The organism is Kitasatospora sp. NPDC054939 (genome assembly GCF_053610105.1).
Map to the genome: position 1 here is coordinate 1 of NZ_JBSGXP010000086.1, position 25,868 is coordinate 25,868.

Sequence of the window (25,868 nt, forward strand, 5' to 3'; positions counted from 1 at the left end):
GGCCCGTTGCGGCCGGACGCCCCGCCGGCCCGGCCGTACCCCGAACCACTGCCGCACCGACCCGAGGAGCACCACCCCTGTGATCACCCGCGCGCAGGCGATCGACGCCGCCCACCGCTGGATCAACGGCGAGTGGGCCGCCGGGACGAGGCGGGTGCACTCCCACGAGTTCGACCTCGGCTGGGTGGTGTGGGCCGAGCCGTCCCCGGTCGGGGTCGACCCGCTGACCGGGGAGCGGCGGGCCCCCGAGGAGATCGGCGCGGCCTGCGGCGTGGTCGACCGCGAGACCGGAGGGCTGACAGTCTGGCCGTCCGTCCCGGTCGACGAGGTCGTCGGCCTGTACCGGGACAGCCTCGGCGCGGGCCGCTGGGACCCGCGGCTGCCGCCCGCCACCGGCCGCGGCACCCGGGCCGAGCTCACCTACCGGGACGCCTTCGGCGCGCCCCGGACCCTGGCGCTGCACTCCGCCCCCGGCCTTCCGCACCCCGCGCTGCGCGCCTGGCGGCAGCTGCAGCAGGACGGCGTCCGGCCCGAGGACGTGCTGACCGTCCACACCGACCTGCGGCTGTCCGCCCTGCCCGGCGGCTACTGGGCGCACGCGCTGGCCGCCGAACTGCCCGGCGCCCAGGTCTTCGGCGAGCTGCCGTACGGGCCGTGGTTCCACCACCGGGCGGCGGCCGTCCGGGCCCTGCCGCCCGGCCCGGAGGGCGCCCCCGTCCCCAACCGGGTGCCGTTCCCGCGGTCCGTGCCGGCGGGGCCCGCCGTGGCGGACCCGGCGGTGGCGGCCCGGCTGGACGCGCAGTTCGGCCCGCAGGGGGTCCGCCGCTTCGGCCCGGACGAACTCTCCGGCGCCGACCTGCCGGACGCCATCGCCCGCACCCTGCTGACCGTCGGGGTGCCGGTCGTCGTCCCGGACTTCTTCGCGCTGTACGACCCCCGGCCCGACGCCGTCGTGGACGGCTCCCGGCCGGACCCGCTGCTGCCCCCCGTCGCCGAGCACCTGGCCCGGCTGGGCCGCGGCACCCGGGCCGCCGAGCGGGAGCGCCGCGCGCTGGTCCCGCAGCTGCTGCTCGGCACCGACGGCTGGGCGCTGATCACCGTGGACACCGCGCAGGGCGCCGTCCGCGCGGTCGAACCCGACTACGCCACCGCCCGGCACTGCAACGCCGACCCGACCGCCTTCGTCCGCTGCCTGGCCGTGTTCGCCGACCGCAGGCCCGCACTGGCCGGACAGCCGCCGCACGCCGCGGGGGCGCTCCTCGCCGAGCTGCAGCGGGAGTTGGCGGCGATCGACGGGACGGTCTTCGACGACCCGGAGAACTGGTGGGCCGTCATCGTCGAGCAGCTCTGGGACGGACTGCTCTGACCGCCGCCCCGGCCGCCCGGGCGCCCGCAGCCGGGTGACCCGCGGCGCGGCGCGGCCCGGGGCGGCCGGCGGGCGGGCGCAGGCTGGGAAGGAACCCGGGGGAGCCCCACCGACGAGCCGGAGGCCGCGCCGTGACCGCTTCGCCCTGCACCGCCGCCCTCACCGCCGTCGCCGTCCTGGCGGCCGGCTGCGCAGCCGCCCCGCGGGCCCGCGCCGAGCCCCCCGCCCGCGCCGAGCGGGCGGCCGCCGCTGCGCCCGGCTGCGACCGGCCGGTGGTGATCGGCCACCGCGGTGCGCCCCGGCAGGCGCCCGAGAACACCCTCGCCTCCTTCGAGGCGGCCCTGCGCGAGGGTGCGGACTGGCTGGAGACCGACGTCCGGACCACCCGGGACGGCGTCCCGGTGCTGATGCACGACGACACCGTCGACCGCACCACCGACGGCACCGGCGCCGTCGCCGAGCTGACGGCCGGACGGATCGCCGAACTGCGGGCGGACACCGGCCCCGGCGGGCCCGAACCGGTGCCCACCCTGGAGCAGTTGCTGACCCGGCTGGCGGACCGCCGGGTCCGGCTGCTGATGGAGATCAAGTGGCAGCGCGACGAGGACGTCGACCGGATCGCCCGCCTCGCCGTCCGCTCCGGGGCGGACGTCGTGCTGTACTCCTTCTCCGCCGACCACCTGCGCCGGGCCCACGCCGCCGCCCCCGGCCTGCCGGTGGTCCTGCTCCAGAGCGGGAGCATCGCCGACCCCCCGGACGGGCTGCCGCTGGCGGGCATCGCCCTGGAACGGGGCCTGGCCACCGCCGAGCGGATCGCCGCCGAGCACGCCCTCGGCCGTGCGGTGCACGTCTGGACCCTGGACGACGCGGACGGCTGGCGGGCTGCCGCCGACCACGGCGCCGACGGGATCGTCACCGATACCCCGGGCCCGGCCCGCCGCTGGGCCGACGCCCGGTGCGCCGTTGCGGAGGCGGCCCGCGGAGCCCGCTGACGCGTCCGCGGCGGCCGGCCGCGAGCACGCCGCAACCGCCCCTCGCGGCCGGGTCGATCGCGTAACTTGGGGAGCTATGCGACTCGGAGTGCTCGACGTAGGTTCCAACACGGTCCACTTCCTCGTGGTGGACGCCCACCCCGGGGCCGCCCCGCTGCCCGCGTACTCCCACAAGGCCGAGCTGCGGCTCGCCGAACTCCTCGACGAGCGGGGCGCCATAAGCGAGCCGGGCGTCGACAAGCTGGTCGGCATGGTCGCATCGTCGATCCGGGTCGCCGAGGACAAGGGCGTGGTCGACGTCCTGCCGTTCGCCACCTCGGCCGTCCGGGAGGCCGCCAACGGCGAGGAGGTGCTGCGGCGGGTCGCCGACGAGACCGGGGTCGAACTGCGGGTGCTGTCGGGTCAGGACGAGGCCCGGCTGACCTTCCTGGCCGTCCGCCGCTGGTTCGGCTGGTCCTCCGGGCGGCTGCTCAACCTCGACATCGGCGGCGGGTCGCTGGAGATCGCCTGCGGCCTGGACGAGCAGCCCGACGTGGCCTGTTCGCTGCCCCTCGGCGCGGGCCGGCTCACCGCGGGCTGGCTGCCCGGCGACGTCGCCGACCCGGACGACCTGCGCGAGCTCAGACGGCACATCCGGGCGGAGATCGCCGGCGTGGTCGGCGAGATCTCCCGGCTCGGCGCCCCCGACCACGCGGTGGCCACCTCGAAGACCTTCAAGCAGCTCGCCCGGATGACCGGCGCCGCCCCCGCCGACGCCGGCCCGTACGCGGACCGCCGGCTCACCCGCAGCGGCCTGTCCGCCTGGCTGCCCCGGCTGTCGGCGATGACCGTCGCCGAACGGGCCCGGATCCCCGGCGTCTCCGAGGGCCGGGCCAGGCAGCTGCTGGCCGGGGCGCTGGTCGCCGACGCCGCGATGGACCTGTTCGGGCTGAACGAGCTGGACGTCTGCCCCTGGGCGCTGCGCGAGGGCATCATCCTGCGCCGGCTGGACGCCCTGGACAGCCCCACCGACCGCCGCCGCCCGGCGCTGACCGGCTGAGCCGCGGCCCCGTTCCGGGCGCGGTCCGCTTACGCTGTCTCCCGTGGCGCAACCAGCGGACGAGGACGGTACGCAGGAGGGCCGCGCACCCGGGGACGGGCCGCCGCGGCCGGACGCACCGCGCCGCCGCGGTGCGAAGCGGACCGCCGCCGAGCCGGCCGCCGACACCCCCGCGGACCCCGGGAAGGCAGGCCCCGACCGGGCCGCCCCGAAGGAGCCCGCGCAGCCGCCGCCGAAGAAGTCCGCGCGCAAGCCGGCGAAGCGGACCGCCGCCCGGCCGTCCGCCACGGAGCAGCCCGCCCCGGAGGCCGCCGGGAAGCCCGCCACGGAGCAGTCCGCCGCGGAGGCCGCCAAGCAGGCCGCCGGGAAGCGCGCCGCCCCGCGGAAGGCCGCCGCCGGGAGCGCCAAGCGGGCGGTGAAGAAGGCCGTCGCCCGGGCGGTCGAGCGCACCGACCGCAGGGCCGCCGAGCAGCCGGCGCCGACCGGCAAGGGAGCCGAGCGGGCCGCCGCGAAGGCCGTGGAGCAGGCCGTCGAGCGCAGCCCCGGGCGCCGGGAGACCCGCGCCGCGCGGGCCACCTCCGCCGCCAAGGCCGCCGTCCAGTCCGTGAAGTCCGTCAAGGCCGCCCGGCAGGCCGCCACCCGGCCGGCCCCGCTGCTGCGCACCACCGACCGGCTGGTGCTGCCCCCGCACCCGGCCCTGCACATCCCGGACACCAAGGTCGCGCTCTCCACCGCCTCGGTCTACCCGGCGCCCACCGCGGTCGCCTTCGAGCTGGCCGCCAAGCTCGGCTACGACGGCGTCGAGGTGATGGTCTGGAACGACCCGGTCAGCCAGGACGTGGACGCGCTGCGCCGGCTCTCCGACGCCCACCGGCTACCGATCCTCGCCGTCCACGCCCCCTGCCTGCTGATCACCCAGCGGGTCTGGACGACCGACCCGTGGACCAAGCTGGTGCGCGCCCGGGCCGCCGCCGAGAAGCTCGGCGCGAGCGCGGTCGTCGTCCATCCGCCGTTCCGCTGGCAGCGCCAGTACGCCCGGGAGTTCGTCGAGGGCATCGGCCGGATGGCGGGCGAGACCGACATCCGCTTCGCCGTCGAGAACATGTACCCGTGGCGCTACCGGGACCGCGAGATGCTCGCCTACGCCCCCGGCTGGGACGTCACCGAGGAGGAGTACCGGCACTTCACCATCGACCTCTCGCACGCCGCGACCTCCCGGATCGACGCGCTGGAGATGGTCGACCGGATGGGCGACCGGCTCGCCCACATCCACCTCGCCGACGGCAGCGGCTCGGGCAAGGACGAGCACCTCATCCCCGGCCGCGGCAAGCAGCCCTGCGCCGAGCTGCTGGAGCACCTCGCCCGGACCGGTTTCGACGGCCACGTCGTGCTGGAGGTCAACACCCGCCGCTCCGCCTCGCCCGCCGAACGCGAGGCCGATCTCGCCGAGGCCCTGGCCTTCACCAGGCTGCACCTGGCCACCCCCTCGCGCGTACGCTGAGCACACGAACCGGTCGAACCAGGAGGCGACATGACGGACAGTCGGGACTGCCGCGAGCTGGCCGAGGCGTTCGGTGCGGTCGCCGAGGAGTACGACCGGGCCCGCCCGGGCTACCCGGACGCGCTCTTCGACGCGCTGGAGCGCCTGGCCGGCCGCAGCCTCGAGGGCGCCCGGGTGCTGGACGTCGGCGCCGGGACCGGCATCGCCACCCGGCTGCTGGCCGCCCGCGGCGCGGACGTGGTCGCGGTCGAGCCCAACGACGGTATGGCCGCCCGCTTCCTGACCGCGAGCCCGGGGCTGGCGCTGGTCCGCGGCACCGGGGACGAGCTGCCCTTCCACGACCGGTCCGCGGACGTCGTGACCTACGCGCAGGCCTTCCACTGGACGCACCCCGAGCGGTCGATCCCCGAGGCGCTCCGGGTGCTGCGCCCGGGCGGCGCGCTGGCCACCTTCTGGAACGTCAAGGACCCGCAGGTCGGCTGGGTCCGGGCGATGGGGGAGCGGCTCGCCGCCGCGCTGCCGGACACCTACCACGGCTACGGCGGGGTCAACGAGATCGCGGGCCACCTCGCCCCGTACGGGCTGGAGGTCGGCACCGCCGTGCTGCGCTGGGAGCGCCGGATCCCGGTCGACCACGTGATCACCGACCTCACCTCGCGCTCCTACGTCGCCGCCGTCGACCCGGTGCGGCGCGGCGAACTGCTGGCGGTGGAGCGGGAGGCGCTGCTCGCCGAGTTTCCCGACGGCACGGTCGTCGAGCCGTACGTCCTCGACCTGACGGTGGCGCTGGCACCGCGCCGGGGCTGACCGCATCGCGGACGTGCGGGCCGCCGGCCCGGTGGCGGGCGTAGGCTCGACAGACACAGCGGCGCCGCACCCTCCCACCTGAGCGGGGCCGCCAGTCAGCCTCCGAAGGAGTGGAGCACAGTGCCAGAGCTGAGGTCCCGTACGGTCACCCACGGTCGCAACATGGCAGGCGCCCGGGCGCTTCTCCGGGCGGCCGGCGTAGCCCGCGAGGACTTCGGCAAGCCGATCATCGCGGTGGCGAACTCCTTCACCGAGTTCGTCCCGGGCCACACCCACCTGCAGCCGGTCGGCCGGATCGTCTCCGAGGCGATCAAGCAGGCGGGCGGCATCCCGCGCGAGTTCAACACCATCGCGGTCGACGACGGCATCGCCATGGGCCACAGCGGCATGCTCTACTCGCTGCCCTCCCGCGACCTGATCGCCGACTCGGTCGAGTACATGGTCAACGCGCACTGTGCCGACGCGCTGATCTGCATCTCGAACTGCGACAAGATCACCCCGGGCATGCTGATGGCCGCGCTGCGGCTGAACATCCCGACCGTCTTCGTCTCCGGCGGCCCGATGGAGGCCGGCAAGGCCACCCTGGTCGACGGCACCGTCCGCAAGCTCGACCTGGTCGACGCGATCTCCCAGGCGGTCAACGAGAACGTCTCCGACGAGGACATCGCGATCATCGAGGAGAACGCCTGCCCGACCTGCGGCTCCTGCTCGGGCATGTTCACCGCCAACTCGATGAACTGCCTCACCGAGGCCATCGGCCTCTCGCTGCCCGGCAACGGCTCGGTGCTCGCCACCCACACCGCCCGCCGCGCGCTGTACGAGAAGGCCGGCCGCACGGTCGTCGAGATCACCGACCGCCACTACCGGCAGGACGACTACTCGCTCCTGCCGCGTGCCATCGCCTCCCGCGCCGCGTTCGAGAACGCCATGGCCCTCGACATCGCCATGGGCGGCTCCACCAACACGATCCTGCACCTGCTCGCCGCCGCCCAGGAGGCCGAGCTGGACTTCGACCTGCGGGACATCGACGCGATCTCCCGCAAGGTGCCCTGCCTGTCCAAGGTGGCGCCCAACGGCTCGTACTACATGGAGGACGTCCACCGGGCCGGCGGCATCCCCGCCATCCTGGGCGAGCTCTACCGCGGCGGACTGCTCAACGAGGCCGTGCACACCGTCCACTCCGACTCGCTGGAGGAGTGGCTGAAGACCTGGGACGTGCGCGGCGGCTCGCCGTCCGCCGAGGCCGTCGAGCTGTGGCACGCGGCGCCCGGCTGCGTCCGCTCGGCCGAGGCGTTCTCGCAGTCCGAGCGCTGGGAGTCGCTGGACACCGACGGCGCCAAGGGCTGCATCCGCAGCGTCGAGCACGCCTACTCCGTCGAGGGCGGCCTCGCCGTGCTGTACGGCAACCTCGCCGACGACGGCTGCATCGTGAAGACCGCGGGCGTCGACGAGTCCATCTGGACCTTCAGCGGCCCGGCCGTCGTCGTCGAGTCGCAGGAGGACGCGGTCGAGGCGATCCTCGCCAAGCGGATCAAGGAGGGCGACGTGGTCGTCATCCGCTACGAGGGCCCCAAGGGCGGCCCGGGCATGCAGGAGATGCTCTACCCGACCTCCTTCCTCAAGGGCCGCGGCCTCGGCAAGGCCTGCGCGCTGGTCACCGACGGGCGCTTCTCCGGCGGCACCTCCGGCCTGTCCATCGGCCACGCCTCCCCGGAGGCCGCCTCCGGCGGCACCATCGCGCTGGTGGAGGACGGCGACACCATCGCCATCGACATCCCCGGCCGGACGATCTCCCTGGAGGTCCCCGACGAGGTGCTGGCCGAGCGCCGGCGCGCCCTGGAGGCCGCGGGCGGCTACCGGCCGAAGGACCGCGACCGCCAGGTCAGCCAGGCCCTGCGCGCCTACGCCGCGATGGCCACCTCCGCCGACAAGGGCGCCGTCCGGGACGTCAGCAAGCTCGGCTGACCCCGCCACCGCCCGTGAGGAGCCGTCCCGCCTGCCGGGACGGCTCCTCCGCGCTCTCCGGGCGCCGGGTGATAATCGGCCGTGTGACCGAGGACCCCACCCCCGCCCCCAAGCCCGCCGGCGCCCCCGAGCCGGAGCCGATCCGCTGGTTCGGCACCAGCTGGGTCGAGCGCGGCACCGACTACCGGCTGCGCCGGGCCGCCGTACCGCTCGGCGCGCTGCTGGCCACCGCCGCCGGGGCGCTGGTGCTGCGCTTCGCCGTCGGCGGCGTCCAGCTCTCCGACGCGGGCGGCTTCGTCGGCGGCCTGCTGATCGCGGCGATCGCGGTCTGCTCCTGCCTGGCCGGCCTGCGCACCTGGAAGCTGCTGACCGAGGGCCGCGACCGGCTGACCGGCTGGATGGCCGAGGACAAGTCGCTCGGCGCGGTCTGGTTCATCGGCGGGGTCGGCGCGCTCTTCGCGTACTTCCTGCGCAGCCTGGTCGAGGCGCCGGGCGAGGCCGTCAAGCGCGCCGGTTACGAGCAGGCCCTCGCGCAGTACGAGCGGCGCCGGACCAACCGCAGCGGTCGGCCCGGCACCGGACGCAAGCGCTGACGCCGGTCAGCTGCGGCTGACCGTCCCGCACTCGCCGCCGACCTGCAGTTCCTTGCTGCGGTCGTACGGGTCCTCGGTCGGGCCGCTCGGCGAGGGCCGGCGGATCGGCCCGTCGGGCACGTCGAACTGGGCGAAGCGCGGGTGGTAGTAGCCGTCGTACAGGCCGCACGCGGTGTTGCCGGCCTCGGACACCGAGGCGTGGCGCACCGGCCGCTTCGGGTCGACCTGGAACTTCCCGGGGTTGTGGAAGCGGAAGGTGTCCACCCGCCGGACGATCGTCCGGGCGGTCCAGGTGTCCCCGGGCACGTCCGCGACCGGTACCACCAGGCCCACCGGCTTCACGGCGCCGTCGCCCGGGGCCGGCGCGGCGGGCGTCCCGGAGGGCTGCGGCCGGCCGGTCGGCGCGGGCGAGGCGGCCCGGGCGGCGGCCTCGGGGCCGGGGCGCAGCGCGTACACGTAGGTGAAGTCGGTGTGCACCAGGACGCCGCGCTCGCCGTCGCCCTCGAACCGCAGGAAGCCCTGGACCTTGACGGTGTCGGTCGCCGGGATCGCCTCGCGGGGGTCGAAGCGGCTGACCCACAGGGTGGGGTCGGACTGCTGCGAGGGCTTGTCGAAGGTGGCCAGGGCGGAGTCCCGGTCCTCGCGGTCGAGCATGGCCAGGGCGGCGTCCGGCCGTGCGCCGGCGATCACCTTCGGGTCCAGGTGGGCCGCCGTCAGGTAGTCCTTGACCAGCCGGAGCTGGGCGGCGACCTGCTCGGCGGTGAAGACCCCCTCGGCCCGCGCCGGCGGCAGGACGAACGCCTCGGCGCCGTTCGGCCAGCCCTCGGCGGGGGAGCCGGCCCAGGGGCGGGCCACGGTCGACTGCTCGGGGTCGACCGGCGGCGGCGCGGTGGTCGGCCGGGCGGTCTCCGGCGCCACGGTGGGCACCGGCTGCCGTGCCGTGCCGGAGCCGCTGTCGCGGCCGGTCCACTCGCGCAGCCCGTCCACGTTCAGGAACGCCAGCAGCAGGGCGATGGCGAGCGCGACGAACAGCGGGGTGCGCCACTCGACCCGGCGGCGGGCCACCGGGTTGCCCCAGGGGTCGACGGGGCGCGGCTTGTGGGCGAATCGTTTCTTCTTCGGTCCGTCGTTGACCGAGCGTCGCCCGCCCGGGTCGACCGGCGGGGTGTGCTTCCAACGGGCGGCGAGCATCCGGGTGCGGCCGGACTGCTCCCGCACCTCGGCCCCGCGGACGAAGTCCTCGTCCAGGACGAGGCCCTCGAACGGGTCCTTCCCGTCGGGCTCCGGCCCCTCGGCGGGACGCGGGTGCGGATCTTCGGCAGTGGGCATCCCGCCAGTATGACGACAGGGTGTGACGACGGGCCGATCGGGGGCGCACCGTCCGGTGAACGGTGGTGCGCCCCCGATCGGCCCGCCGTCCGACCGGGGCTGCCGGCGGGCGTCAGCCCTTGCCGCGTGCCTGCTTCACCGACCCGACCACCCCCGCCACCACCAGCAGCAGCCCGGCCGGGAGGAGGGACAGGAAGAACGCGCCGATCAGGCTCGCGTCCCCGAGGAACGCCTGCACCAGCGTGTTCAGCACCAGCAGCGCGCCCGCGGCGGGGGCCGCGGACTGCCACGGGTGCTCGGCCGCCCAGCGGCGCAGCCGCCGGTCGCCGGTGTCCGGGCGCAGCTGCCCGCCCACCGTGCCGACCAGGAAGAAGAACAACAGTGCCCAGCCGGCGGGGCCGGCCAGCATGCTCAGCGACCAGTCCCCGGTGATCAGTTCGATCCCCAGGGCCGTCGCCCCCACCACCGCACCGACTCCCGCGGCCGTCCGCCACGGTCCCACCGTCGCGGAGGCGACGGCGAGCTGCCGGTTCTCACGTCGGGACATGTCTCCGTGTGCCATACCTCCACGGTGCGCCCGGCGCGAGGGCTTAGCCATAGGGGACAACCCGGACTTTCCCCCGAGTGGCGGAGGAGATCGAGCACCTTCTTGAGCCAGCCGTCCGGGATCGGGTGGGCGAGAGCCGTCACGGCATCGTCCCCGCGCGCGTGGCCCGGAAGGCCGCTCCCGTTGCGAAGCTCCCGCATGCGGGCACCGAGAGCGACCCTTGCCTGTGGGTACTCGGTGCTCACATGGCGGCCGGTACCCGAGGGAGGAACTCGCCGTAGGGGGTCGCGTGGTGCCATGCGGCATCACGGACCTGGCAGGCGCGAAGCACCTCCAGCGGGTCGGTGATCAGTTCCATCCCGACGGTCCGTTCACCCTCGAAGTGGAATCGGGCGACGGTCCGCGAGTCGAACAGCCAGAAGTCCGAGAGCCCACCCAGACCGGCTGCCTCGGCGTCCGAGCGCCACATGCAGCGGATGTCCTCACCGGCTGCAACGTTCGTCCTGGCCCAGGCCAGCAGGTAGCGCTGCCCCTCGGTCGGCGGGTTGTCGACCAGGCGGACGCGCTCGAACCGCTTGCCGTTGCCGATCATTCGCCGCACGTTGTCGAACCACGGGTGCCCGATTTCTCCGGCGGTGTCGCCGGTGCGCAGAAACTCCGCGTAGGACGGCATCTGCTTGTCGGACAGGTAGCCGGTTCGCGTCTCCAACCGCCAAGCGGTGTGCTCGAATCCGTCGTTGATGAACTCGGTGATCTTCTGCTGAGGTACGAACTCCGGCACTCCGGCTGCCTCCTTGGGCGCGAACGTAAGGCAGTGCGGTGAAGAGGAGCGGTTCGGCCACGGCATCGAGTCCCGGTGCCGCCTCGCCCTGATGCACTACCGCCCACTCATCGACACTCCCGGCATCGAGATCCGCACCCATGGAACCACTCTGTGCAACAGCCTGTACCGGGCAGACGATCACCTACTCGTGAATGCCCACGTCTGGGGCGTGAACGCCTTCGGTGCTCCGATCTGGCATCTCCGCCGGACGGGGGGCGGGCGCGATGTTCGACACCTACGCTTCGAGCTTCGATGCGGTGTGGAGCGTGGCACAACCAGTCGAGGAGAGCTGAGACATGGCACGGACCGAGTACTACGACGACCCCAACGCGCCCAAGCCGAACAACCTGGTGGTCGCGGCTTCCGCCGTCGTCACCGATGAGGCCGGGCGCATCCTGCTCCAGCGACGCACTGACAACGGGCTGTATGCGCTGCCCGGTGGAGCGATCGATCTCGGCGAGTCCCTTCCGGACACTGCAGTGCGAGAGGTGCGCGAGGAGACCGGGTTCGACGTCGAGATCACGGGGCTGGTGGGCACGTACACCGACCCCCGGCACGTCATCGCCTATTCGGATGGTGAGGTTCGGCAACAGTTCAACGTGTGCTTCACGGCTCGGATCACGGGCGGCGAACTGCGAATCTCCGATGAGTCCACAGACCTTCAGTTCGTCGCGCCTGAGGACATCGGTGATCTACCGATGCACCACACACAGCGCCTCCGACTCCGACACTTTCTCGATGGCAGGACGACGCCGTACCTCGGCTGATGGGCGCCCCTGGGGTCACGTCGCGACCGGTCGAGTCGGCTGACGTCCAGGGCCGGGGGTTGGGCCTCGGTGGGGAATCCGCTCCGGGCGCACCGAGGACGGACAGGACGTCTTTCGCCCCCGCCGAGCGGTGGCTCGGCGGGGGCGGGGGGTGGGTCAGGGGGTGGTGAGGTGGTCGAATTCGCCGGCCTTGGCGCCGTGGAGGAAGGCGGCGAACTCCGCCGGGGTGGTGCGGACGATGACGTAGCCGTCGTCGGACTCGCGGAGTTCGATCAGCCCGTCGACGGTGCGCACCTCGACGCAGTCGGCGTTGGCGCCGGAGTAGCTGGACTTCTGCCACGTGGAGCTAGCCATGCTTGCCGCCCATGCCCTTCTTGATCGACCGGATGAATTCACGAGATTCCTCCTCGGAGAGAGCGTCTGATGCCGTCTTGGCGAGGATGGACCTGAACCGTTCGAGGAGTGCCGGGGAATCGAAGAAGTGGCAGCCGAGCACCATGTCTGATTGCACCGTGTCGAGTTCGGGGACCAGACCTTCGGCATACGTGAAGTTCTCGCTGGCACTGGGTAGGGCGCGCACGGTGAACGGAACGATTCGAACGGAGAGCCCCGGCAGCTCGGAGTCCCGGATGAGACTTTCAAGTTGCTCGATCTGCACTGCGGCGCCGCTGAACTGCATGCGCAGTGCCGCTTCGTGGATGAAGACGGTGTACCGCGTCCGACCGGAGCGGACTACATTCTGTCGCTTCATGCGGAAGGTCGTCCTGGCTTCGATGGCATGAGGCGGCAGGGGCGGTAGAGCACCGGAGAAGATCGCGGAGGCGTAGGCCTCGGTCTGTAGCAATCCAGGGATGAAGGTGATCGTGTAGGTCGTCAGCCGGTGCGCGTCGTCCTCCAGCTCGGCGACTTCGAGGAAGTCCGTGGAGAGGGCTCCGCGGTAGTCCTCCCACCAGCCGGCCTTCGCTCGCTCCCCGACGATGCCGGCGAGGGCGTCGATCAGGGGCTCGTTGGCGCAGAGGCAGGTTGCGGCGATTGCGCGAAGGCGCTCCACGCTGATGCCGGCCTTCCCGTTCTCCATGTTGGTCACCTGGGCCGGTGCCACCCCGAGCGCGCGGGCGAGTTGGCTGCCGCCGAAGCCCGCTTGCTCCCGCATTCTCCGCAGCTCGGCGCCGATGCGGCGCTGACGCAGCGTCGGGTTCGGGCGGTTGGCCATGGCGTCCCCTCTCTGCCGGCTGAGGCCAGTGTGCCGCGCGGGTCGCGCAAGGGTCCATTCGGGGCGGCGTCCCCCTGGAGGGGGAACTCTTCCGCAGTGGGCTCAAATTTGAGACCCGGTGCGCTATGGTCTTCATCACAGCGATCAGACGGATCGTCAGTAATGCCTGTTTCCACGGCAGTAGGCGCCTGCTGCCCTCCCGCACCGCAGAGCAGCCAGCGCGGTACGCACCAGTCCCGTCCTGGCCTGGCTCACGGCGACGTATCCGCCGGTCGCTCGTCTCCTCACCACACCCCACCTCGCACGGAGGTTCCCCATGTGCACCTTCAGCACGCCCGCGCCCTCGCGTTCCGCCCCGCCGCCCGACTGGTCGGCGGCCCGGGAGGAGCTGCGGACCGTCATGACCCTCACCGGCTGGCCCGACGACCTCATCCGCGACGCCGAACTCGCCCTCTGCGAGCTGTTCGTCAACGCCTGGCGCCACGGCCACAGCGCCGCGCCCCTCGTCGTGGTCACCCTGCTCGCCGACCACACCCTGCGGGTCTGCGTGGCCGACGACAGCCCGGACCTGCCCGAGCCCCGCCGTTCCGCCGACCCGTACGAGCTCTCCGGCCGCGGGCTGCACCTGGTCCGCTCCCTCACCGACCGCTTCGGCGCGGACCCGCGCGAGCGGGGCAAGGGCAAGCGGGTCTGGTTCGAGCTGGACGCCGCCGCGTGAGCGCCGTCCGCCGCGACCCGATCGCCCCGGACGACCCCCGGATGCGCGACTACACCGACGCCCAGGTCACCGCCCTGCTGCTCGAACTCCACGAGCGCGGCCGTGCGTTCGGCCTCCGGTGGGGCTCCGCCACCACCGTCAACGGCGCCGTCGACGGCCGTATCCTCGTCGACTTCGGCAACGCCCCGATCGCGACCCTCCTCAACCTCCTCCACCTGCTCCGCGACACCGAACGGGGGCAGACATGGGAGTCGTGATCCCCCTCGCCACGGCGGGTGCGGACCACGCCGAGCGCACGACCGTCGCCTACCTCGCGGTCGAGACCGTCCCCGACGCCGCCGTCCAGCTGCGCGTGGCCGTCGACCTCGCCGTCCACGCCGGGCCCGGCGGGCAGCTCGCCCTGCCGCTCACCCGCGACCAGGCCGAGGAACTGCTGCACGCCCTCGCCGCCCACCTCGGGCACCGCACCCTGCGGGTGGGCCGATGAGGTCCGGTACGGCGAGCTTCCTGGTCGGCGCCGCCCTGATCGCCCTGCTGGCCCTCGCCCTCCTCACCGTCGCCCTCGGGGTCCTCGCCACCCTCCGCATGCCCCGCCCGGACGACCCGCAGGCTGCCGCGCCGCCGCCCATCACCCGCCACGGCCGCTGGGAGCTGCGGCAGCTCCCGGACGGGACGAGTGAGTACGCCTGGATCGCCCGCCAGGCCCGCCGCTTCGGCTCCGAGACCACCCCCGGCCCCCGGCCCGACCAGCACCACCGAACCCCCGTCTGAGCGCCCGCCCGCACCCGACCCGCCCGGGCCCCGCCTGCCGGGGCCCGGCCCTTCCGCAGGGTGGACGCTCCCGCGAAGGCCCCGGGCGCGGTGCGAGGATGGCCGCAGTACCGGATGAAGGAGCGGCCATGAGCAGCAGCGGAGCACACGGACAGAAGATCGCCTTCCTCGGCACCGGCAAGATCGGCGAGGCCCTGCTCTCCGGTCTGCTGCGGGCCGGCAAGGACCCGGCCGACGTGCTCGTCACCGCCCGCCGCCCGGAGCGCGCCGTCGAACTGGCGGCCAAGTACGGGGTCGCCGCGGTCGGCAACGCCGAGGCCGCCAAGCTCGCCGACACCCTGATCCTCGCCGTGAAGCCGCAGGACATGGGCACCCTGCTGGAGGAGCTGGCCCCGCACATCAGCGCGGACCGGCTGGTCATCTCGGCGGCGGCCGGCATCCCGACCTCCTGGTTCGAGGAGCGGCTGGCTGCGGGCACCCCGGTGGTCCGGGTGATGCCCAACACGCCGGTGCTGGTGGACGAGGGGATGAGCGTGATCTCCGGCGGCTCGCACGCCACCGAGGCGCACCTGGAGCGCGCGGAGGAGATCTTCAGCTCGGTCGGCAAGGCGCTGCGGCTGCCCGAAGCCCAGCAGGACGCGGCGACCGCGCTCTCCGGCTCCGGCCCGGCGTACTTCTACTTCCTGGTCGAGGCGATGACCGACGCCGGCATCCTGCTCGGCCTGCCCCGGCAGGTGGCGCACGACCTGATCGTGCAGTCGGCGATCGGCGCCTCGGTGATGCTGCGGGACTCCGGCGAGCACCCGGTGAAGCTGCGCGAGGCGGTCACCTCGCCGGCCGGCACGACCATCGCGGCCATTCGCGAGCTGGAGAACCACGGGGTGCGGGCGGCCCTGCTGGGCGCCCTGGAGGCGGCCCGCGACCGCTCCCGGGAGCTGGCCTCCGGCGGCAAGTAGGCAGGGGCATAGGCTCTGGGAATGTCCTATGACCTGGTGATCTTCGACAACGACGGCGTCCTGGTGGACAGCGAGCCGCTCTCCAACCGGCTGCTGGCCGAGTACCTGACCGAACTCGGGTACCCGACCACGATCGAGGACTCCTACCGGGACTTCATGGGCACCGCCGCCCACCGGATCCACGACGTGATCGCCGAGCGGTACGGCGCCACCCTGCCGGAGGGCTTCGACGAGCTGTTCCACGGCCGGGTGTTCGCCGCCTTCGAGGCCGAGCTCGCGCCCGTCCGGGGCGCCGGGCAGCTGCTGGCGGAGCTGGAGCGCCGCGGGCTGCCGTACTGCCTGGCGTCCTCGGCCCACCATGCGTGGATCCGCTCGGCGCTGGACGTCACCGGGCTGCGCGGCCGGTTCGCGGAGGAGCGGATCTTCAGCGCCCAGGACGTCGGCGTCGGCAAGCCCGCGCCCGACCTGTTTCTGCACACCGCGCGCACCCTCGGCGCCGATCCGGCCCGCTGCCTGGTGATCGAGGACAGCGTCAACGGGGTGCTGGCCGCCCGCGCGGCCGGCATGGACGTGCTCGGGTACACCGCGCTGACCGACCCGGCGCGGCTCACCGCGGCCGGGGCCACCGGTCTGGTCGCCGACCTCGCCGAGGTGTCCGGCCTGATCGACGCGGCCCTCGCGGCGGCTCGCTGACCGGACGCCCCGGACACCCCGGACACCCCGGACACCCCGGGCGCCCCGACCAGGGCGTACGCGCACCGGCCGGACGTCCTCGTGCGCGACCCCTCCCCAAAGCGCCCGACTGCGCCTACGCTCCTCGCCACCGCGCCGCCCCTACCGGCCGGTAGCGAGGAGCGAGGCCCATGAGCACCGCGATACCGGCCGGCCTGCGCCGGGGCAGGGCCGCGCTCGCCGCGGCCTTCCTGCTCCAGGGCGCCACCTTCGCCCTGCTGGTCACCTGCATCCCCGAGATCCAGCGCCGGTACGGCCTCGGCGACGCCCTGCTGCCGGTCTTCCTGGCGGCCGTACCGGTGCTGGCCGGGGCCGGGTCGGTGCTCGGCGAGCGGGTGGTCCGGCGGGTCGGCGCGCGGACCGTGCTGCGGCTGGTGCAGCCCGGCGTCTGCCTCACCCTGGCGGCCACCGGGCTCGGCGACGAGCTGTGGCAACTCGCCCTCGCCCTGGCGGCGTTCGGGCTGCTGGTCGGCGCGCTGGACGCCACGGCCAACATGCTCGGGGTGGGCCTGCAGGAGCGCTACGGCCGTTCGATCATGGTGGGCTTCCACGCCGCGTTCAGCCTCGGCGGCCTGGTCGGCGCCGGACTCGCTGCGCTCGGCTCCCGGTACGGGCTCGACCTGCCCGTGCTGTTCGGCGCCGCCGGGCCGGTGATCGCCGTCCTCGCGGTGGCGAGCGGCACCCGGCTGTCCGACCCCGCCGCGCCCGCCGCGCCCGCCGCGCCCGCCGCGCCCGCCGCGCCCGCGCCCGCCGCACCGGCCAAGCCCGCCGCGCCCGACGGGGCCGCCCCGCCCTGGCGTCCGCTGCTGCCGCTCTGCCTGGTGATGGCCTTCGCGTTCATCGCGGACGCCTCGGTCGCCAACTACAGCGCCGGCTACCTCACCGACGCCCTGCACAGCCCCGACGACCTCGCCAAGCTCGGCTACTTCGGCTACAGCCTCGCCATGCTGCTCGGCCGCACCGCCGGCGACCGCGCGATCCGCCGCCGCGGCGCCGTCCCGGTGGTCCGGGCCGGTGCCGCGCTCGGCGTCCTCGGCTTCGCCCTCGCCGCCGCCGCACCCGGCCCGTGGACCGCCGTCGCCGGATTCACCCTGCTCGGTCTCGGCGTCTGCGCCGTCGTCCCGCAGGTGTTCGCGGCCGGCGCGCGGCTCCTCCCGGACGCCCCGGACACCGCGGTCGCCCGGCTCAACCTGTTCAACTACGTGGGCTTCCTGGTGGGTTCGCCGCTGGTCGGGGCGCTCGCCGCGCTCGGCTCGTACCGCTGGGCGCTGCTCGCCCCCACCCTGCTGCTGCTCGCCGTGCTCCCGCTGGCCGGCCGACTCGATCCGGCGCCGGGCCGCCACGGCACCGGTCCCGGCCGGGACCCGTTGCCCGGCAGCCGCGGCGCCACCGAGTACGGTGGAGGCCATGCCCGAAGCCGAGCGTGAACACCCCTGCGGCCTGCACCTGTTCTGGGACGAAGCCGTGACCACCTACGACTTCGGGCCCGGCCATCCGATGGATCCGACCCGGCTGGCCCTCACCATGCGGCTGGTCGAGGCCCTCGGGCTCACCTCCGGACCGGGCGCCACCGTCCGCACCGCCCCGGCCGCCGGCGACTCGACCCTCGGCCTGGTGCACACCCGCGAGTACGTCGAGGCGGTCAAGCGGGCCGCCGCCAACCCCGGCGGACTCGACCCCCGGCACGGCCTCGGCACCGACGACAACTGGTCGTTCCCCACCGTCCACTCCGCCTCCGCGCTGATCGCCGGTCAGTCCGTGGCCGGCGCCGAGGCCGTCTGGCGCGGCGAGACCCTGCACGCCGTCAACTTCGCCGGCGGCCTGCACCACGCCATGCCCGACCGGGCGTCCGGCTTCTGCATCTACAACGACCCCGCCCTCGCCATCGCCCGGCTGCTGGAGCTCGGCGCCGAGCGCGTCGCCTACGTCGACGTCGACGTCCACCACGGCGACGGCGTCCAGGAGGCGTTCTGGAACGACCCCCGGGTCCTGACGATCTCGCTGCACGAGCACCCGGCCACGCTCTTCCCGCAGACCGGCTGGTCCACCGAGACCGGCGGCCCGGACGCCCCCGGCTCCGCCGCCAACCTCCCGCTGCCCGCCGGCACCGGCGACGCCGGCTGGCTGCGCGCCTTCCACGCCCTGGTGCCCGAACTCCTCACCGCCTTCCGGCCGCAGGTCCTGGTCACCCAGCACGGCGCGGACACCCACGTGGAGGACCCGCTCGCCCACCTCGCCGTCACCCTCGACGCCCAGCGGATGATCGCCGAGGAGCTGCACGGACTCGCCCACCGGACGGCCGACGGCCGCTGGCTGGCCCTCGGCGGGGGCGGCTACGCGGTGGTCGACGTCGTCCCGCGCAGCTGGTCCCACCTGGTCGCGGTCGCCGCAGGACGGCCCGTCGACCCGGCCGCCGAGACCCCCGAGGAGTGGCGCGCCGAGGTGTACCGGCTCACCCGCCGGCCCGCCCCGCTGCGGATGACCGACGGCGCCCGGCCCACCTGGCGGGACTTCGACGCGGGCTACGACCCTGCCGACCGCCTCGACCAGGCGATCCTGGCCGCCCGCCGCGCGGTCTTCCCGCACCACGGCCTGCTGGCCTGAAAGCGCCCGTTTGGGGACTTCCCGGGCGGGTCGTGCGCACGCCCACTGCTACAGACCGCCGAGTGACTACGTACTGCAACGGGGGGATGCCGCACCGTACGAGGTTTGCGCTTCCCCCTCTTCCCACTGGTACCACCCATAACTACTCTGGGGATACACGTGTGCCGGTGGAGTCACCGGAGGGGAAGCCGGTGCCTTGCACACGGGTTAAGGGTCGGGTGATGGTCATGAGTTCCGGCGAGCGCCCCCTGCAGGACGTCGTGTTCCTGACCGTCGCGGAGGTCGCGGCGGTCATGCGGGTGTCCAAGATGACGGTGTACCGCTTGGTGCACAGCGGAGAACTGCCGGCCATCCGGGTCGGACGGTCCTTCCGGGTCCCGCAGCAGGCGGTCCACGAGTACCTGAAGGAGTCCTACGTGCGGCTCGAAAGCGCGTAGGGCGGTGTCGGCGGCGGGCCCACAGCCGGTGGGTCCCGCCTCCGTTCGCCTCAGATTTGCCGCCAGTTTTCCGGCCACGGGGAGCACGATTACAGCCCTGGCCACTCGGACGGTAGGCTAGGCCCTCCGTCAGTCGTATGGACTCCGTCTCACACGGGCGAGAGTCTCAGTGAGCGAGGGTTGTTCCGTGGGCTCTGTCATCAAGAAGCGTCGCAAGCGTATGGCCAAGAAGAAGCACCGGAAGCTTCTCAAGCGCACGCGCGTTCAGCGTCGCAACAAGAAGTAAGCGCCCCCGGCCGCGCCCTGAGCGCGCCCAGCGCTTCCACCGCCCGCCCGGACCACTCGTGGTCCGGGCGGGCGGTGTCGTTTTCCGGCGCCCCCGCGCGGCGCGGTACGGTGCACCCAGGTCGTTCGGCCGGGAATGGGGTGCATCGCCGTGGGGATGGTCGTGCTCGTCACCGGAGTGGCCCGCCACCTGGGGGCCCGCTTCGCCGCCGAGCTGCGCCGCCGCCCCGGGGTGGACCTCGTGGTCGGCGTCGACGTCCTGCCGCCCGAGCGGACCGCGCCGGAGCCCGACGGGCCGGCCGCCGAGTACCGCTTCCACCGGATCGACCTGCGCCGCCCCGCCGTCGCCCGGCTGCTCGCCGAGTACCGGGTCGACACCGTGGTCCACCTCGCCGTCAGCGCCACCGGCCTGGGCTCCACCAACCGCTCGGCGGTCAAGGAAGCCAACGTCATCGGCACCATGCAACTGCTCGGCGCCTGCCAGAAGGCCCCCGGGGTGGCCCGGCTGGTGGTCAAGTCGACCACCGGCGTGTACGGCTCCGCGCCGCGCGACCCGGCGGTCTTCGGCGAGCGCACCCAGCCCAGGAACCTGCCCGGCGGCGGGTTCGCCAAGGACGCCACCGAGGTCGAGGGGTACGCCCGCGGTTTCGCCCGGCGCCGCTCCGACGTCGCGGTGACCGTGCTGCGGTTCGCCAACATCATCGGCCCGGGCGCCGACACCCCGCTCAGCGAGTACTTCGGGCTGCCGCTGCTGCCGACCGTCCTCGGCTACGACCCGCGGCTGCAGTTCGTCCACGAGGACGACGCCGTCGAGGTGCTCTGCCGCGCGGTGCTGCCCCCCGAGCCCGGCACCGTGAACACCGGCACCTTCAACGTGGCGGGCGAGGGCGTGCTGCTGCTCTCCCAGTGCGCCCGCCGGCTCGGCCGCCCGACCGTACCGCTGCTGCTGCCCGCGATCAGCTGGGTCGCCGGCCTGGTGCGCCAGACCCGGATCGTCGACTTCTCGCCGGAGCAGCTGCGGCTGTTGACGCACGGCCGCGTGGTGGACACCACCCTGCTGCGGGAGACCTTCGGCTACCGGCCGCGGTTCACCACCCCGGAGGCGTTCGCGGACTTCGCCGCCGCGCAGCGCCGCGGGCTGCTGCCGCCGGAGCGGCTGGCGGCCGTGGCGGACCGGCTCACCGGGCTGCTGGGGCCCGAATCGAGCGACCCGAACCGAACGAGGAGCTGAACCCGCGATGAGTGCCGCAGCCGAGAACGCGCCGGGCGGGGCGAAGGTCATCCCGATCGAGTCCGCACCCAGCTGGAACGAGCCCGCGGGACCGGCGCCCGACGGCGCCGCCGAGCGGATCGCCGACTCGGTCGCCCGGGCCGTCGGCGGCGCGCTCGCCGGCCGGCTGGGCCCGGCCGCGACCCGGGTGCTCGGCAAGGGCTGGGAGGGCCGGGCCGCGGAGGGCCTGTCGTTCCTGCGCCGCCGGCTCACCGGCGACTACGAGGTGGACGAGTTCGGCTTCGACCGGGAGCTCACCGAGGACGTGCTGCTGGCGCTGCTGCGCCCGCTCGCCGAGAAGTACTTCCGGATCGACGTGCGCGGGATCGAGCACATCCCGGCCGAGGGCGGGGCGCTGATCGTCGCCAACCACTCCGGCACCGTCCCGCTGGACGCGCTGATGACCCAGGTGGTGATCCACGACCACCACCCGAACCACCGCCACCTGCGGATGCTCGCCGCCGACCTGGTGTTCGTCCTGCCGGGCGTCAACGAGGTGGCCCGCAAGGCCGGGCACACCCTGGCCTGCGCCGAGGACGCCCAGGAACTGCTGGGGCGCGGCGAGGTGGTCGGGGTCTGGCCGGAGGGCTTCAAGGGCATCGGCAAGCCCTTCACGGAGCGCTACAAGCTGCAGCGGTTCGGCCGCGGCGGCTTCGTGGCCTCGGCGCTGCGGGCCGGCGTGCCGATCGTGCCCTGCTCGATCGTCGGGGCGGAGGAGACCTACCCGATGATCGGCAACCTCAAGACGCTCGCCCGGCTGCTGGGCCTGCCGTACGTGCCGATCACGCCGACCTTCCCGTGGCTGGGGCCGCTGGGGGCGGTGCCGCTGCCGACCAAGTGGACGATCCAGTTCGGCGAGCCGATCGCCACGGACGGGTACCCGCCGGAGGCCGCGGACGACCCGATGCTGGTCTTCGACCTCACGGACGAGGTGCGCGAGACCATCCAGCACACCCTCTACACCCTGCTGGTGCAGCGGCGCTCGGTGTTCTTCTGACCCCGGTTCCCCCGTCTCCGGTTCCCCCGTCTCTCCGACGAGGAGGGCGGGGCCGGTGGGTACCGGTCCCGCCCTCCTCGCCCCGCTAGCCCAGGATCCGCAGACCCGGCAGCAGGCCGGGGATCAGCGGCGGCAGGTCCACGCCCTGCTGGGCGTCGGCCGTGGCGCTGGGGGCGGCGGAGGGCCGCGGCGCGGGCGCCGGGGGCACCGCGTCCGCGCTGGGCGAGGGCCGGACGCCGGTCAGACCGTCGGTGAGGCCGTTGACCAGCCCGCCGACCGGGTCGGCCGGGGCGCTCGGCGCACTGCTGGGCGCGGCACCGGGCGTGCTCGCCCCGGCGCTCGGGGCCTGGCCGGAGGTGCCGGCCTTGCCGCTGCCGCCGGGCTCGGCCGCTCCCGCGCCGCCCTGGGCCGGACCGGACTTGGGCGCGGTGCCCGAGCCGCCCGGGGAGCCGGCGTTCCCACCGGACGCGGGGGCGTTCGCGCCGCCCGCCCCGCTGCCGGCCGGTGCACCGCCCTTGGCGGGCGGTGCGGCCAGGCGCAGGGGCGCGACGTCCTCGCTTATGTCGTCGAAGAGCTGGTCGACCAGGTGGACCTGCTCGGTGAGCTGCACCGGGAGCCGGCCCTGCAGCTCGGCCCAGCGGCCGTCCTCGTCCTGGGCGAAGCCGGCCAGCGCGCGCATCGGCTCCAGCGAGCCGTTGCTGCGGTAGACGGCGCGCAGCAGTTCGCGCCCCTTGATGGCGTCGGCGTGCATGTCGTCCAGCGCCCGCCGGACCTGGTCGACGGTGGACGGGCTCAGCGCACCGCCCGAACCCGACCGGCCGAGCAGGCTCTTGGCCTCGCCGAGCCGGGTTGAGGCGTTGTCGAGCAGCAGTTCGCCGCGCTCGCTGTCGGAGTCCGCGAGGTCCAGCCGCAGCCCTTCGAGGCCGCGCTTGAAACCGTAGAGCGTGTCCCCGGGGAGGGCGTTGCCGCTGGCGGCGGCGACACCGGCGAAGCTGCCGACGGCGAGGCCGGCGACCAGTCCGCCGACCGCGAAGCGGCGGCTCCATCGCCCGCGCGGCGCCGTCCGGATGGCCCGGTGCCGGCGCTGCCTGGGCACCGCGGCGCCCGGTCCGCCGGCGAAGGCCTGCTCGAACGCGGCCACCAGTCGGGCGCGTTGGACCGTGCGGACCTCGTGGTCCAGCTCCGGGCCCGGTAGTGCGCCGAGCGAGTCGGTCAGTCCGATCAGCTCGGCCATCGCGGCCGAACCGGCCCCGGTGGGCGCGGTGTTGGCGGCGCCGCGCTGCTCTGACTGGTGGGCCTCCAGCACCTCGGCGAAGGCCTTCGCCCGCCGGTGTTCCAGCACGTTGGCCGTCACGGGCCACACCTCCCTTCGTCGTAGTCGACACCCCGGCCTGCCGGACGGTTGCCTCGGCGGGCCAAAGCCACTCCATCGGGTGAGAGGTCGCAATTCGACTTGACCGTACGCCTGGTGGAGGCTTGCACGCTGGCCAACGAGCGGTGCGGGTGGTCGGTTACGCACGGCTGATCATCGGACCGACCGTTCACCCGGACGTGTCGGCCCGGCGCAGGCGGTGACGATCCGTCGGACCGCCGCCCCGGTATCTCCCCGTCCATCCCCCGGGTCACCGCGCGTCGGGCGGCAGCAGTCGCGCCAGCGTGCGCACCGCGCGGTACTGGAGGGTCTTGATGGCGCCCTCGTTCTTGCCCATGATGCGGGCCGTCTCGGCCACCGAGAGCCCCTGCAGGAAGCGGAGCGTCACGCACTCCTGCTGCTGCGGGTTGAGCCGCCGGACGGCGTCCAGCAGCGCGGCGTTGGAGAGCGACTCCAGCACCGAGTCCTCCGGGCTGCGCTCGCACTCGTTGGAGTCCAGCATCTCGCCGGTGGTGACCTCCAGCCGGAAGCGGCTGGACTTGAAGTGGTCGGCGACCAGGTTGCGGGCGATCGTCACCAGCCAGGCGCCGAAGTCCCGCCCCTGCCAGGTGAAGGTGCCGATCCGGCGCAGCGCCCGCAGGAAGGTCTCGCTGGTGAGGTCCTCGGCCGTGGCCCGGCTGCCGACCCGGTAGTAGATGTAGCGGTAGACGGTGTCCGCGTAGTGGTCGTAGAGGCTGCCGAAGGCCTCGCTCTCGCCGGCCTGGGCCCGCTCGACCAGCTCCATGATCGGGTTGTGCTCGGTCTCGTGGCCGGGGCCGGTCGCCGTCCGGGAGCGGTTGCGGCTGCCCGCGGCGGCCGTCCGGCCCCGGGTGCCGCTTCCGCTGCCGGTGGCGCTGCCGGCGCCCGCACTGGTGGCGGTCGAACGCAGCACCGTGCCCGGCCGGCCCGGGCCGGCCGCGGCGGCACCGAACACCCCGCTCGTCGCCGGACCGGACGCGGCGCCGGCGGGCACGAGCTGCGGGCCGGCGACGAGCTGGCTGCGGAGCAGGCTGCGCAACAGCTCCAGGCCGGTGGAGATCTGCCGGGCGGAGACCGGACGGCCGCGGAGGCCGGTGCGGGAGCGCAGGGGCGCGGACGACGGGCGGGAGGGAGCAGGCGCGTCGTTCCGGACGGGTGGGTACACGGGACTCCCAGAGGCAGAACTGTGGACGGATCACCTCCGCCTGCGCGGAGAGCACGCCCCCCGCCCCCCGGCCAGCAGGGACGCCTGGGTGGCGTGCATCCAGGAGAGAATAACGCTTTGTGCAATGACAGCTACACCGTGTGGTCGAAGTGGTCGTTTGAGATCCGCATGGAGCGCATATTCAGCTGATACTGACCGAAGATGTCATCGTTCATCCGGCTCAACGTGATCGTTCGGCAGCGCTGGGTGACCAATTCGGCGGTGTGGCGGACGGTTTCCCAGCCTTCGGCCCCGGCAACCCCCGACTTTCGAGAGCTGCCGAACGATCAGAACCGGTCACCGGCGGGCGGGCTCGAAACCGCGGACTGGACCACCGTGCCGCGGGCGGGAGTTCGCCCGTACGAGGGCCCTGGTCAGCGCCCTGGTTGACGTACCGTCACCCGGTCGAGTGCCCGCCGCGCCCGCCCCCGGACGCCCGCCCGGAGGCCGTTCAACCGGCGTGCCGGCGCCGCAGCGCGACCGTGGCCGCCGTCGCGCCCGCGACCACGCCGAGCCCTGCGGCGGCCGGGATGCCGATCCGGGCCGCCTTCCGCCCGGTCCGGAAGTCCCGCACCCGCCACCCCATCGCCCGCGCGTGTCGGCGCAGCGCCCCGTCCGGGTTCACCACGTACGGGTGGCCGACCAGCGAGAGCATCGGGATGTCGTTGGCGGAGTCGCTGTAGGCGGCGCAGCGGTCGAGGTCCAGCCGCTCCCGGCGGGCCAGGGCGCCCACCGCGGCGGCCTTCGCCGGGCCGTGCAGCAGGTCGCCGACCAGGCGGCCGGTGTAGTGGCCGTCCCGGGACTCGGCGACGGTGCCCAGCGCGCCGGTCATCCCGAGCCGGCGGGCGATGATCCGGGCCACCTCCAGCGGGGCGGCGGTCACCAGCCAGACCCGCTGCCCGGCGTCCAGGTGCATCTGCACCAGGGCCCGGGTGCCCGGCCAGATCTTCTCGGTGATGACGTCCTCGAAGATCTCCTCGCAGATCTCCTCCAGGTCGGCGGTGCGCTTCCCGGCGACCAGGCCCAGCGCGGTGTGCTGGGCGTCCGCCATGTGGTCCGGGTCCTCGGTGCCGGCCAGCCGGAACCACGCCTGCTGCCAGGCGAAGCGGCTGATGTCCCGGCGGGTGAGGAAGCCCCGGCGGTACAGGCCGACCCCGAGGTAGAAGATCGCGGCGCCGCGCAGGATGGTGTTGTCGCAGTCGAAGAAGGCGGCGGCGCGCGGGTCGTCCTGCTCCGGGACGTGGTTCTCGGCGGGCGCCTTCGGGGGCCGCCCGGGGCGCTCCTCGGCGGCCTCCGGCCCGGACGGCGGCGCGGCGGGTCCGGCGGCGGTGCGCAGCGCGGCCTCCGCCGCCTCGGCCGCGGCCTCGCCCGCCAGGGCGGTCCGCTCGGAGGTCGAGCGCCTTGTCTGGGTGAGCCTACGGAGCACGGCCATGCCACCGAGCATAGCCAGCCTGACCTGCGGCGCCTGTGACGGCGGCGTGTCGGACCGGGGGACGGTCCGTGGCCGCCGCGTTACCCCCCGGGCCGGTCCGGTACGGCATAAGGACGGCGCACAATGGCGG

General features: G+C 74.2%; 28 protein-coding genes and 1 pseudogene. 21 read left to right on the forward strand and 8 right to left on the reverse strand.

The features are described from left to right. From ACWGB8_RS23285 to ACWGB8_RS23315, 7 genes are all read left to right on the forward strand, one after another. Positions 1–1,366 (forward strand): SUKH-4 family immunity protein (locus ACWGB8_RS23285; protein WP_452215486.1); only part of this gene is annotated, 1,366 nt, incomplete at its 5' end. A gap of 131 nt (positions 1,367–1,497) precedes the next feature. Further along, complete coding sequence (locus tag ACWGB8_RS23290) at positions 1,498–2,358, forward strand: glycerophosphodiester phosphodiesterase (RefSeq protein WP_452215487.1); 861 nt, start codon at positions 1,498–1,500, stop codon at positions 2,356–2,358. A gap of 76 nt (positions 2,359–2,434) precedes the next feature. Then, positions 2,435–3,397 carry a Ppx/GppA phosphatase family protein gene (locus ACWGB8_RS23295; protein WP_452215488.1) on the forward strand — a complete coding sequence of 321 codons (963 nt, stop codon included), beginning with the start codon at positions 2,435–2,437 and terminating at the stop codon, positions 3,395–3,397. A gap of 697 nt (positions 3,398–4,094) precedes the next feature. Beyond that, on the forward strand, positions 4,095–4,898 hold the full coding sequence (locus tag ACWGB8_RS23300; protein ID WP_452215519.1) for a sugar phosphate isomerase/epimerase family protein: 804 nt from the start codon (positions 4,095–4,097) through the stop codon (positions 4,896–4,898). A 30-nt stretch (positions 4,899–4,928) separates the two neighbouring features. Continuing rightward, a complete protein-coding gene (locus tag ACWGB8_RS23305) occupies positions 4,929–5,705 on the forward strand; it encodes a class I SAM-dependent methyltransferase (protein WP_452215489.1) in 777 nt (258 codons plus the stop codon). 120 nt (positions 5,706–5,825) lie between these two features. Further along, on the forward strand, positions 5,826–7,670 hold the full coding sequence (gene ilvD / locus ACWGB8_RS23310; RefSeq protein WP_452215490.1) for a dihydroxy-acid dehydratase: 1,845 nt from the start codon (positions 5,826–5,828) through the stop codon (positions 7,668–7,670). Positions 7,671–7,753: 83 nt separating this feature from the next. Further along, on the forward strand, positions 7,754–8,263 hold the full coding sequence (locus ACWGB8_RS23315) for a hypothetical protein (protein ID WP_452215491.1): 510 nt from the start codon (positions 7,754–7,756) through the stop codon (positions 8,261–8,263). Between the two features lie 6 nt (positions 8,264–8,269). Here ACWGB8_RS23315 and ACWGB8_RS23320 read toward each other — a convergent pair whose 3' ends face one another. From ACWGB8_RS23320 to ACWGB8_RS23330, 3 genes are all read right to left on the reverse strand, one after another. Next, positions 8,270–9,592, reverse strand: a complete 1,323-nt coding sequence (locus ACWGB8_RS23320) for an SCO2583/SCO2584 N-terminal domain-containing protein (protein WP_452215492.1) — start codon at positions 9,590–9,592, stop codon at positions 8,270–8,272. 112 nt (positions 9,593–9,704) lie between these two features. Then, a complete protein-coding gene (locus ACWGB8_RS23325) occupies positions 9,705–10,139 on the reverse strand; it encodes a hypothetical protein (protein ID WP_452215493.1) in 435 nt (144 codons plus the stop codon). A 241-nt stretch (positions 10,140–10,380) separates the two neighbouring features. Beyond that, entirely contained in the window at positions 10,381–10,920 is a 540-nt protein-coding gene (locus tag ACWGB8_RS23330) for a DUF6879 family protein (protein WP_452215494.1), read from the reverse strand. Positions 10,921–10,942: 22 nt separating this feature from the next. Here ACWGB8_RS23330 and ACWGB8_RS23335 point away from each other — a divergent pair. Together ACWGB8_RS23335 and ACWGB8_RS23340 are read left to right on the forward strand one after the other, a co-directional pair. Continuing rightward, positions 10,943–11,255: pseudogene (locus ACWGB8_RS23335) on the forward strand (XRE family transcriptional regulator); the annotation flags it as partial. A gap of 3 nt (positions 11,256–11,258) precedes the next feature. Continuing rightward, the gene (locus ACWGB8_RS23340) at positions 11,259–11,729 is read left to right on the forward strand and encodes an NUDIX domain-containing protein (protein ID WP_452215495.1); all 471 of its coding nucleotides are present in this window, start codon (positions 11,259–11,261) and stop codon (positions 11,727–11,729) included. A gap of 156 nt (positions 11,730–11,885) precedes the next feature. Here ACWGB8_RS23340 and ACWGB8_RS23345 read toward each other — a convergent pair whose 3' ends face one another. Continuing rightward, positions 11,886–12,083, reverse strand: coding sequence for a DUF397 domain-containing protein (locus ACWGB8_RS23345; RefSeq protein ID WP_452215496.1), 198 nt, complete (start codon positions 12,081–12,083; stop codon positions 11,886–11,888). Continuing rightward, entirely contained in the window at positions 12,076–12,942 is an 867-nt protein-coding gene (locus tag ACWGB8_RS23350; protein ID WP_452215497.1) for a helix-turn-helix domain-containing protein, read from the reverse strand. Before ACWGB8_RS23350 ends, ACWGB8_RS23345 begins: the two co-directional genes overlap by 8 nt. Positions 12,943–13,258: 316 nt before the next feature. Here ACWGB8_RS23350 and ACWGB8_RS23355 point away from each other — a divergent pair, with 316 nt between their 5' ends. The 12 genes from ACWGB8_RS23355 to ACWGB8_RS23410 all read left to right on the forward strand — a co-directional run bounded on the left by ACWGB8_RS23355 (position 13,259) and on the right by ACWGB8_RS23410 (position 21,712). Then, complete coding sequence (locus ACWGB8_RS23355; RefSeq protein WP_452215498.1) at positions 13,259–13,660, forward strand: ATP-binding protein; 402 nt, start codon at positions 13,259–13,261, stop codon at positions 13,658–13,660. Further along, positions 13,657–13,917 (forward strand): hypothetical protein, encoded by a 261-nt coding sequence (locus tag ACWGB8_RS23360; protein ID WP_452215499.1) that lies wholly within the window; start codon positions 13,657–13,659, stop codon positions 13,915–13,917. Before ACWGB8_RS23355 ends, ACWGB8_RS23360 begins: the two co-directional genes overlap by 4 nt. Then, on the forward strand, positions 13,905–14,147 hold the full coding sequence (locus ACWGB8_RS23365; protein ID WP_452215500.1) for a hypothetical protein: 243 nt from the start codon (positions 13,905–13,907) through the stop codon (positions 14,145–14,147). The genes ACWGB8_RS23360 and ACWGB8_RS23365 overlap by 13 nt, the downstream gene beginning before the upstream one ends. Beyond that, a complete protein-coding gene (locus tag ACWGB8_RS23370) occupies positions 14,144–14,431 on the forward strand; it encodes a hypothetical protein (protein WP_452215501.1) in 288 nt (95 codons plus the stop codon). Before ACWGB8_RS23365 ends, ACWGB8_RS23370 begins: the two co-directional genes overlap by 4 nt. Before the next feature lie 128 nt (positions 14,432–14,559). Next, a complete protein-coding gene (gene proC, locus ACWGB8_RS23375) occupies positions 14,560–15,387 on the forward strand; it encodes a pyrroline-5-carboxylate reductase (protein ID WP_452215502.1) in 828 nt (275 codons plus the stop codon). A gap of 21 nt (positions 15,388–15,408) precedes the next feature. After that, a complete protein-coding gene (locus ACWGB8_RS23380; RefSeq protein ID WP_452215503.1) occupies positions 15,409–16,080 on the forward strand; it encodes an HAD family hydrolase in 672 nt (223 codons plus the stop codon). 170 nt (positions 16,081–16,250) lie between these two features. Further along, the gene (locus ACWGB8_RS23385) at positions 16,251–17,546 is read left to right on the forward strand and encodes an MFS transporter (RefSeq protein ID WP_452215504.1); all 1,296 of its coding nucleotides are present in this window, start codon (positions 16,251–16,253) and stop codon (positions 17,544–17,546) included. Further along, on the forward strand, positions 17,527–18,723 hold the full coding sequence (locus ACWGB8_RS23390) for an acetoin utilization protein AcuC (RefSeq protein WP_452215505.1): 1,197 nt from the start codon (positions 17,527–17,529) through the stop codon (positions 18,721–18,723). Before ACWGB8_RS23385 ends, ACWGB8_RS23390 begins: the two co-directional genes overlap by 20 nt. Before the next feature lie 227 nt (positions 18,724–18,950). Further along, positions 18,951–19,160, forward strand: a complete 210-nt coding sequence (locus ACWGB8_RS23395) for a helix-turn-helix domain-containing protein (protein WP_045937940.1) — start codon at positions 18,951–18,953, stop codon at positions 19,158–19,160. Positions 19,161–19,347: 187 nt separating this feature from the next. Further along, positions 19,348–19,446, forward strand: coding sequence for a 30S ribosomal protein bS22 (locus ACWGB8_RS23400; protein WP_003948845.1), 99 nt, complete (start codon positions 19,348–19,350; stop codon positions 19,444–19,446). Positions 19,447–19,596: 150 nt separating this feature from the next. After that, entirely contained in the window at positions 19,597–20,676 is a 1,080-nt protein-coding gene (locus ACWGB8_RS23405; RefSeq protein WP_452215506.1) for an NAD-dependent epimerase/dehydratase family protein, read from the forward strand. 7 nt (positions 20,677–20,683) lie between these two features. Next, on the forward strand, positions 20,684–21,712 hold the full coding sequence (locus ACWGB8_RS23410) for a lysophospholipid acyltransferase family protein (protein WP_452215507.1): 1,029 nt from the start codon (positions 20,684–20,686) through the stop codon (positions 21,710–21,712). An 85-nt stretch (positions 21,713–21,797) separates the two neighbouring features. On the opposite strand, the gene ACWGB8_RS23415 is transcribed toward ACWGB8_RS23410, so the two are convergent. The 3 genes from ACWGB8_RS23415 to ACWGB8_RS23425 all read right to left on the reverse strand — a co-directional run bounded on the left by ACWGB8_RS23415 (position 21,798) and on the right by ACWGB8_RS23425 (position 25,738). Beyond that, positions 21,798–23,066, reverse strand: a complete 1,269-nt coding sequence (locus ACWGB8_RS23415; protein ID WP_452215508.1) for a DUF5667 domain-containing protein — start codon at positions 23,064–23,066, stop codon at positions 21,798–21,800. A gap of 268 nt (positions 23,067–23,334) precedes the next feature. Further along, on the reverse strand, positions 23,335–24,096 hold the full coding sequence (locus tag ACWGB8_RS23420) for an ECF subfamily RNA polymerase sigma factor, BldN family (RefSeq protein WP_452215520.1): 762 nt from the start codon (positions 24,094–24,096) through the stop codon (positions 23,335–23,337). Between the two features lie 661 nt (positions 24,097–24,757). Further along, positions 24,758–25,738: an HAD family hydrolase gene (locus ACWGB8_RS23425; RefSeq protein WP_452215509.1), complete on the reverse strand. Its 981-nt coding sequence runs from the start codon at positions 25,736–25,738 to the stop codon at positions 24,758–24,760. Between the last annotated feature and the right edge of the window lie 130 nt (positions 25,739–25,868).

Coding starts and splice junctions, on each gene's coding strand:
- ACWGB8_RS23295 (WP_452215488.1), top strand. CDS start 2,435: ATGCGACTCGGAGTGCTCGACGTAGGTTCCAACACGGTCCACTTCCTC.
- ACWGB8_RS23305 (WP_452215489.1), top strand. CDS start 4,929: ATGACGGACAGTCGGGACTGCCGCGAGCTGGCCGAGGCGTTCGGTGCG.
- ACWGB8_RS23320 (WP_452215492.1), bottom strand. CDS start 9,592: ATGCCCACTGCCGAAGATCCGCACCCGCGTCCCGCCGAGGGGCCGGAG.
- ACWGB8_RS23325 (WP_452215493.1), bottom strand. CDS start 10,139: ATGTCCCGACGTGAGAACCGGCAGCTCGCCGTCGCCTCCGCGACGGTG.
- ACWGB8_RS23340 (WP_452215495.1), top strand. CDS start 11,259: ATGGCACGGACCGAGTACTACGACGACCCCAACGCGCCCAAGCCGAAC.
- ACWGB8_RS23345 (WP_452215496.1), bottom strand. CDS start 12,083: ATGGCTAGCTCCACGTGGCAGAAGTCCAGCTACTCCGGCGCCAACGCC.
- ACWGB8_RS23350 (WP_452215497.1), bottom strand. CDS start 12,942: ATGGCCAACCGCCCGAACCCGACGCTGCGTCAGCGCCGCATCGGCGCC.
- ACWGB8_RS23355 (WP_452215498.1), top strand. CDS start 13,259: ATGTGCACCTTCAGCACGCCCGCGCCCTCGCGTTCCGCCCCGCCGCCC.
- ACWGB8_RS23365 (WP_452215500.1), top strand. CDS start 13,905: ATGGGAGTCGTGATCCCCCTCGCCACGGCGGGTGCGGACCACGCCGAG.
- ACWGB8_RS23370 (WP_452215501.1), top strand. CDS start 14,144: ATGAGGTCCGGTACGGCGAGCTTCCTGGTCGGCGCCGCCCTGATCGCC.
- proC (WP_452215502.1), top strand. CDS start 14,560: ATGAGCAGCAGCGGAGCACACGGACAGAAGATCGCCTTCCTCGGCACC.
- ACWGB8_RS23380 (WP_452215503.1), top strand. CDS start 15,409: ATGTCCTATGACCTGGTGATCTTCGACAACGACGGCGTCCTGGTGGAC.
- ACWGB8_RS23385 (WP_452215504.1), top strand. CDS start 16,251: ATGAGCACCGCGATACCGGCCGGCCTGCGCCGGGGCAGGGCCGCGCTC.
- ACWGB8_RS23390 (WP_452215505.1), top strand. CDS start 17,527: ATGCCCGAAGCCGAGCGTGAACACCCCTGCGGCCTGCACCTGTTCTGG.
- ACWGB8_RS23395 (WP_045937940.1), top strand. CDS start 18,951: ATGAGTTCCGGCGAGCGCCCCCTGCAGGACGTCGTGTTCCTGACCGTC.
- ACWGB8_RS23410 (WP_452215507.1), top strand. CDS start 20,684: ATGAGTGCCGCAGCCGAGAACGCGCCGGGCGGGGCGAAGGTCATCCCG.
- ACWGB8_RS23425 (WP_452215509.1), bottom strand. CDS start 25,738: ATGGCCGTGCTCCGTAGGCTCACCCAGACAAGGCGCTCGACCTCCGAG.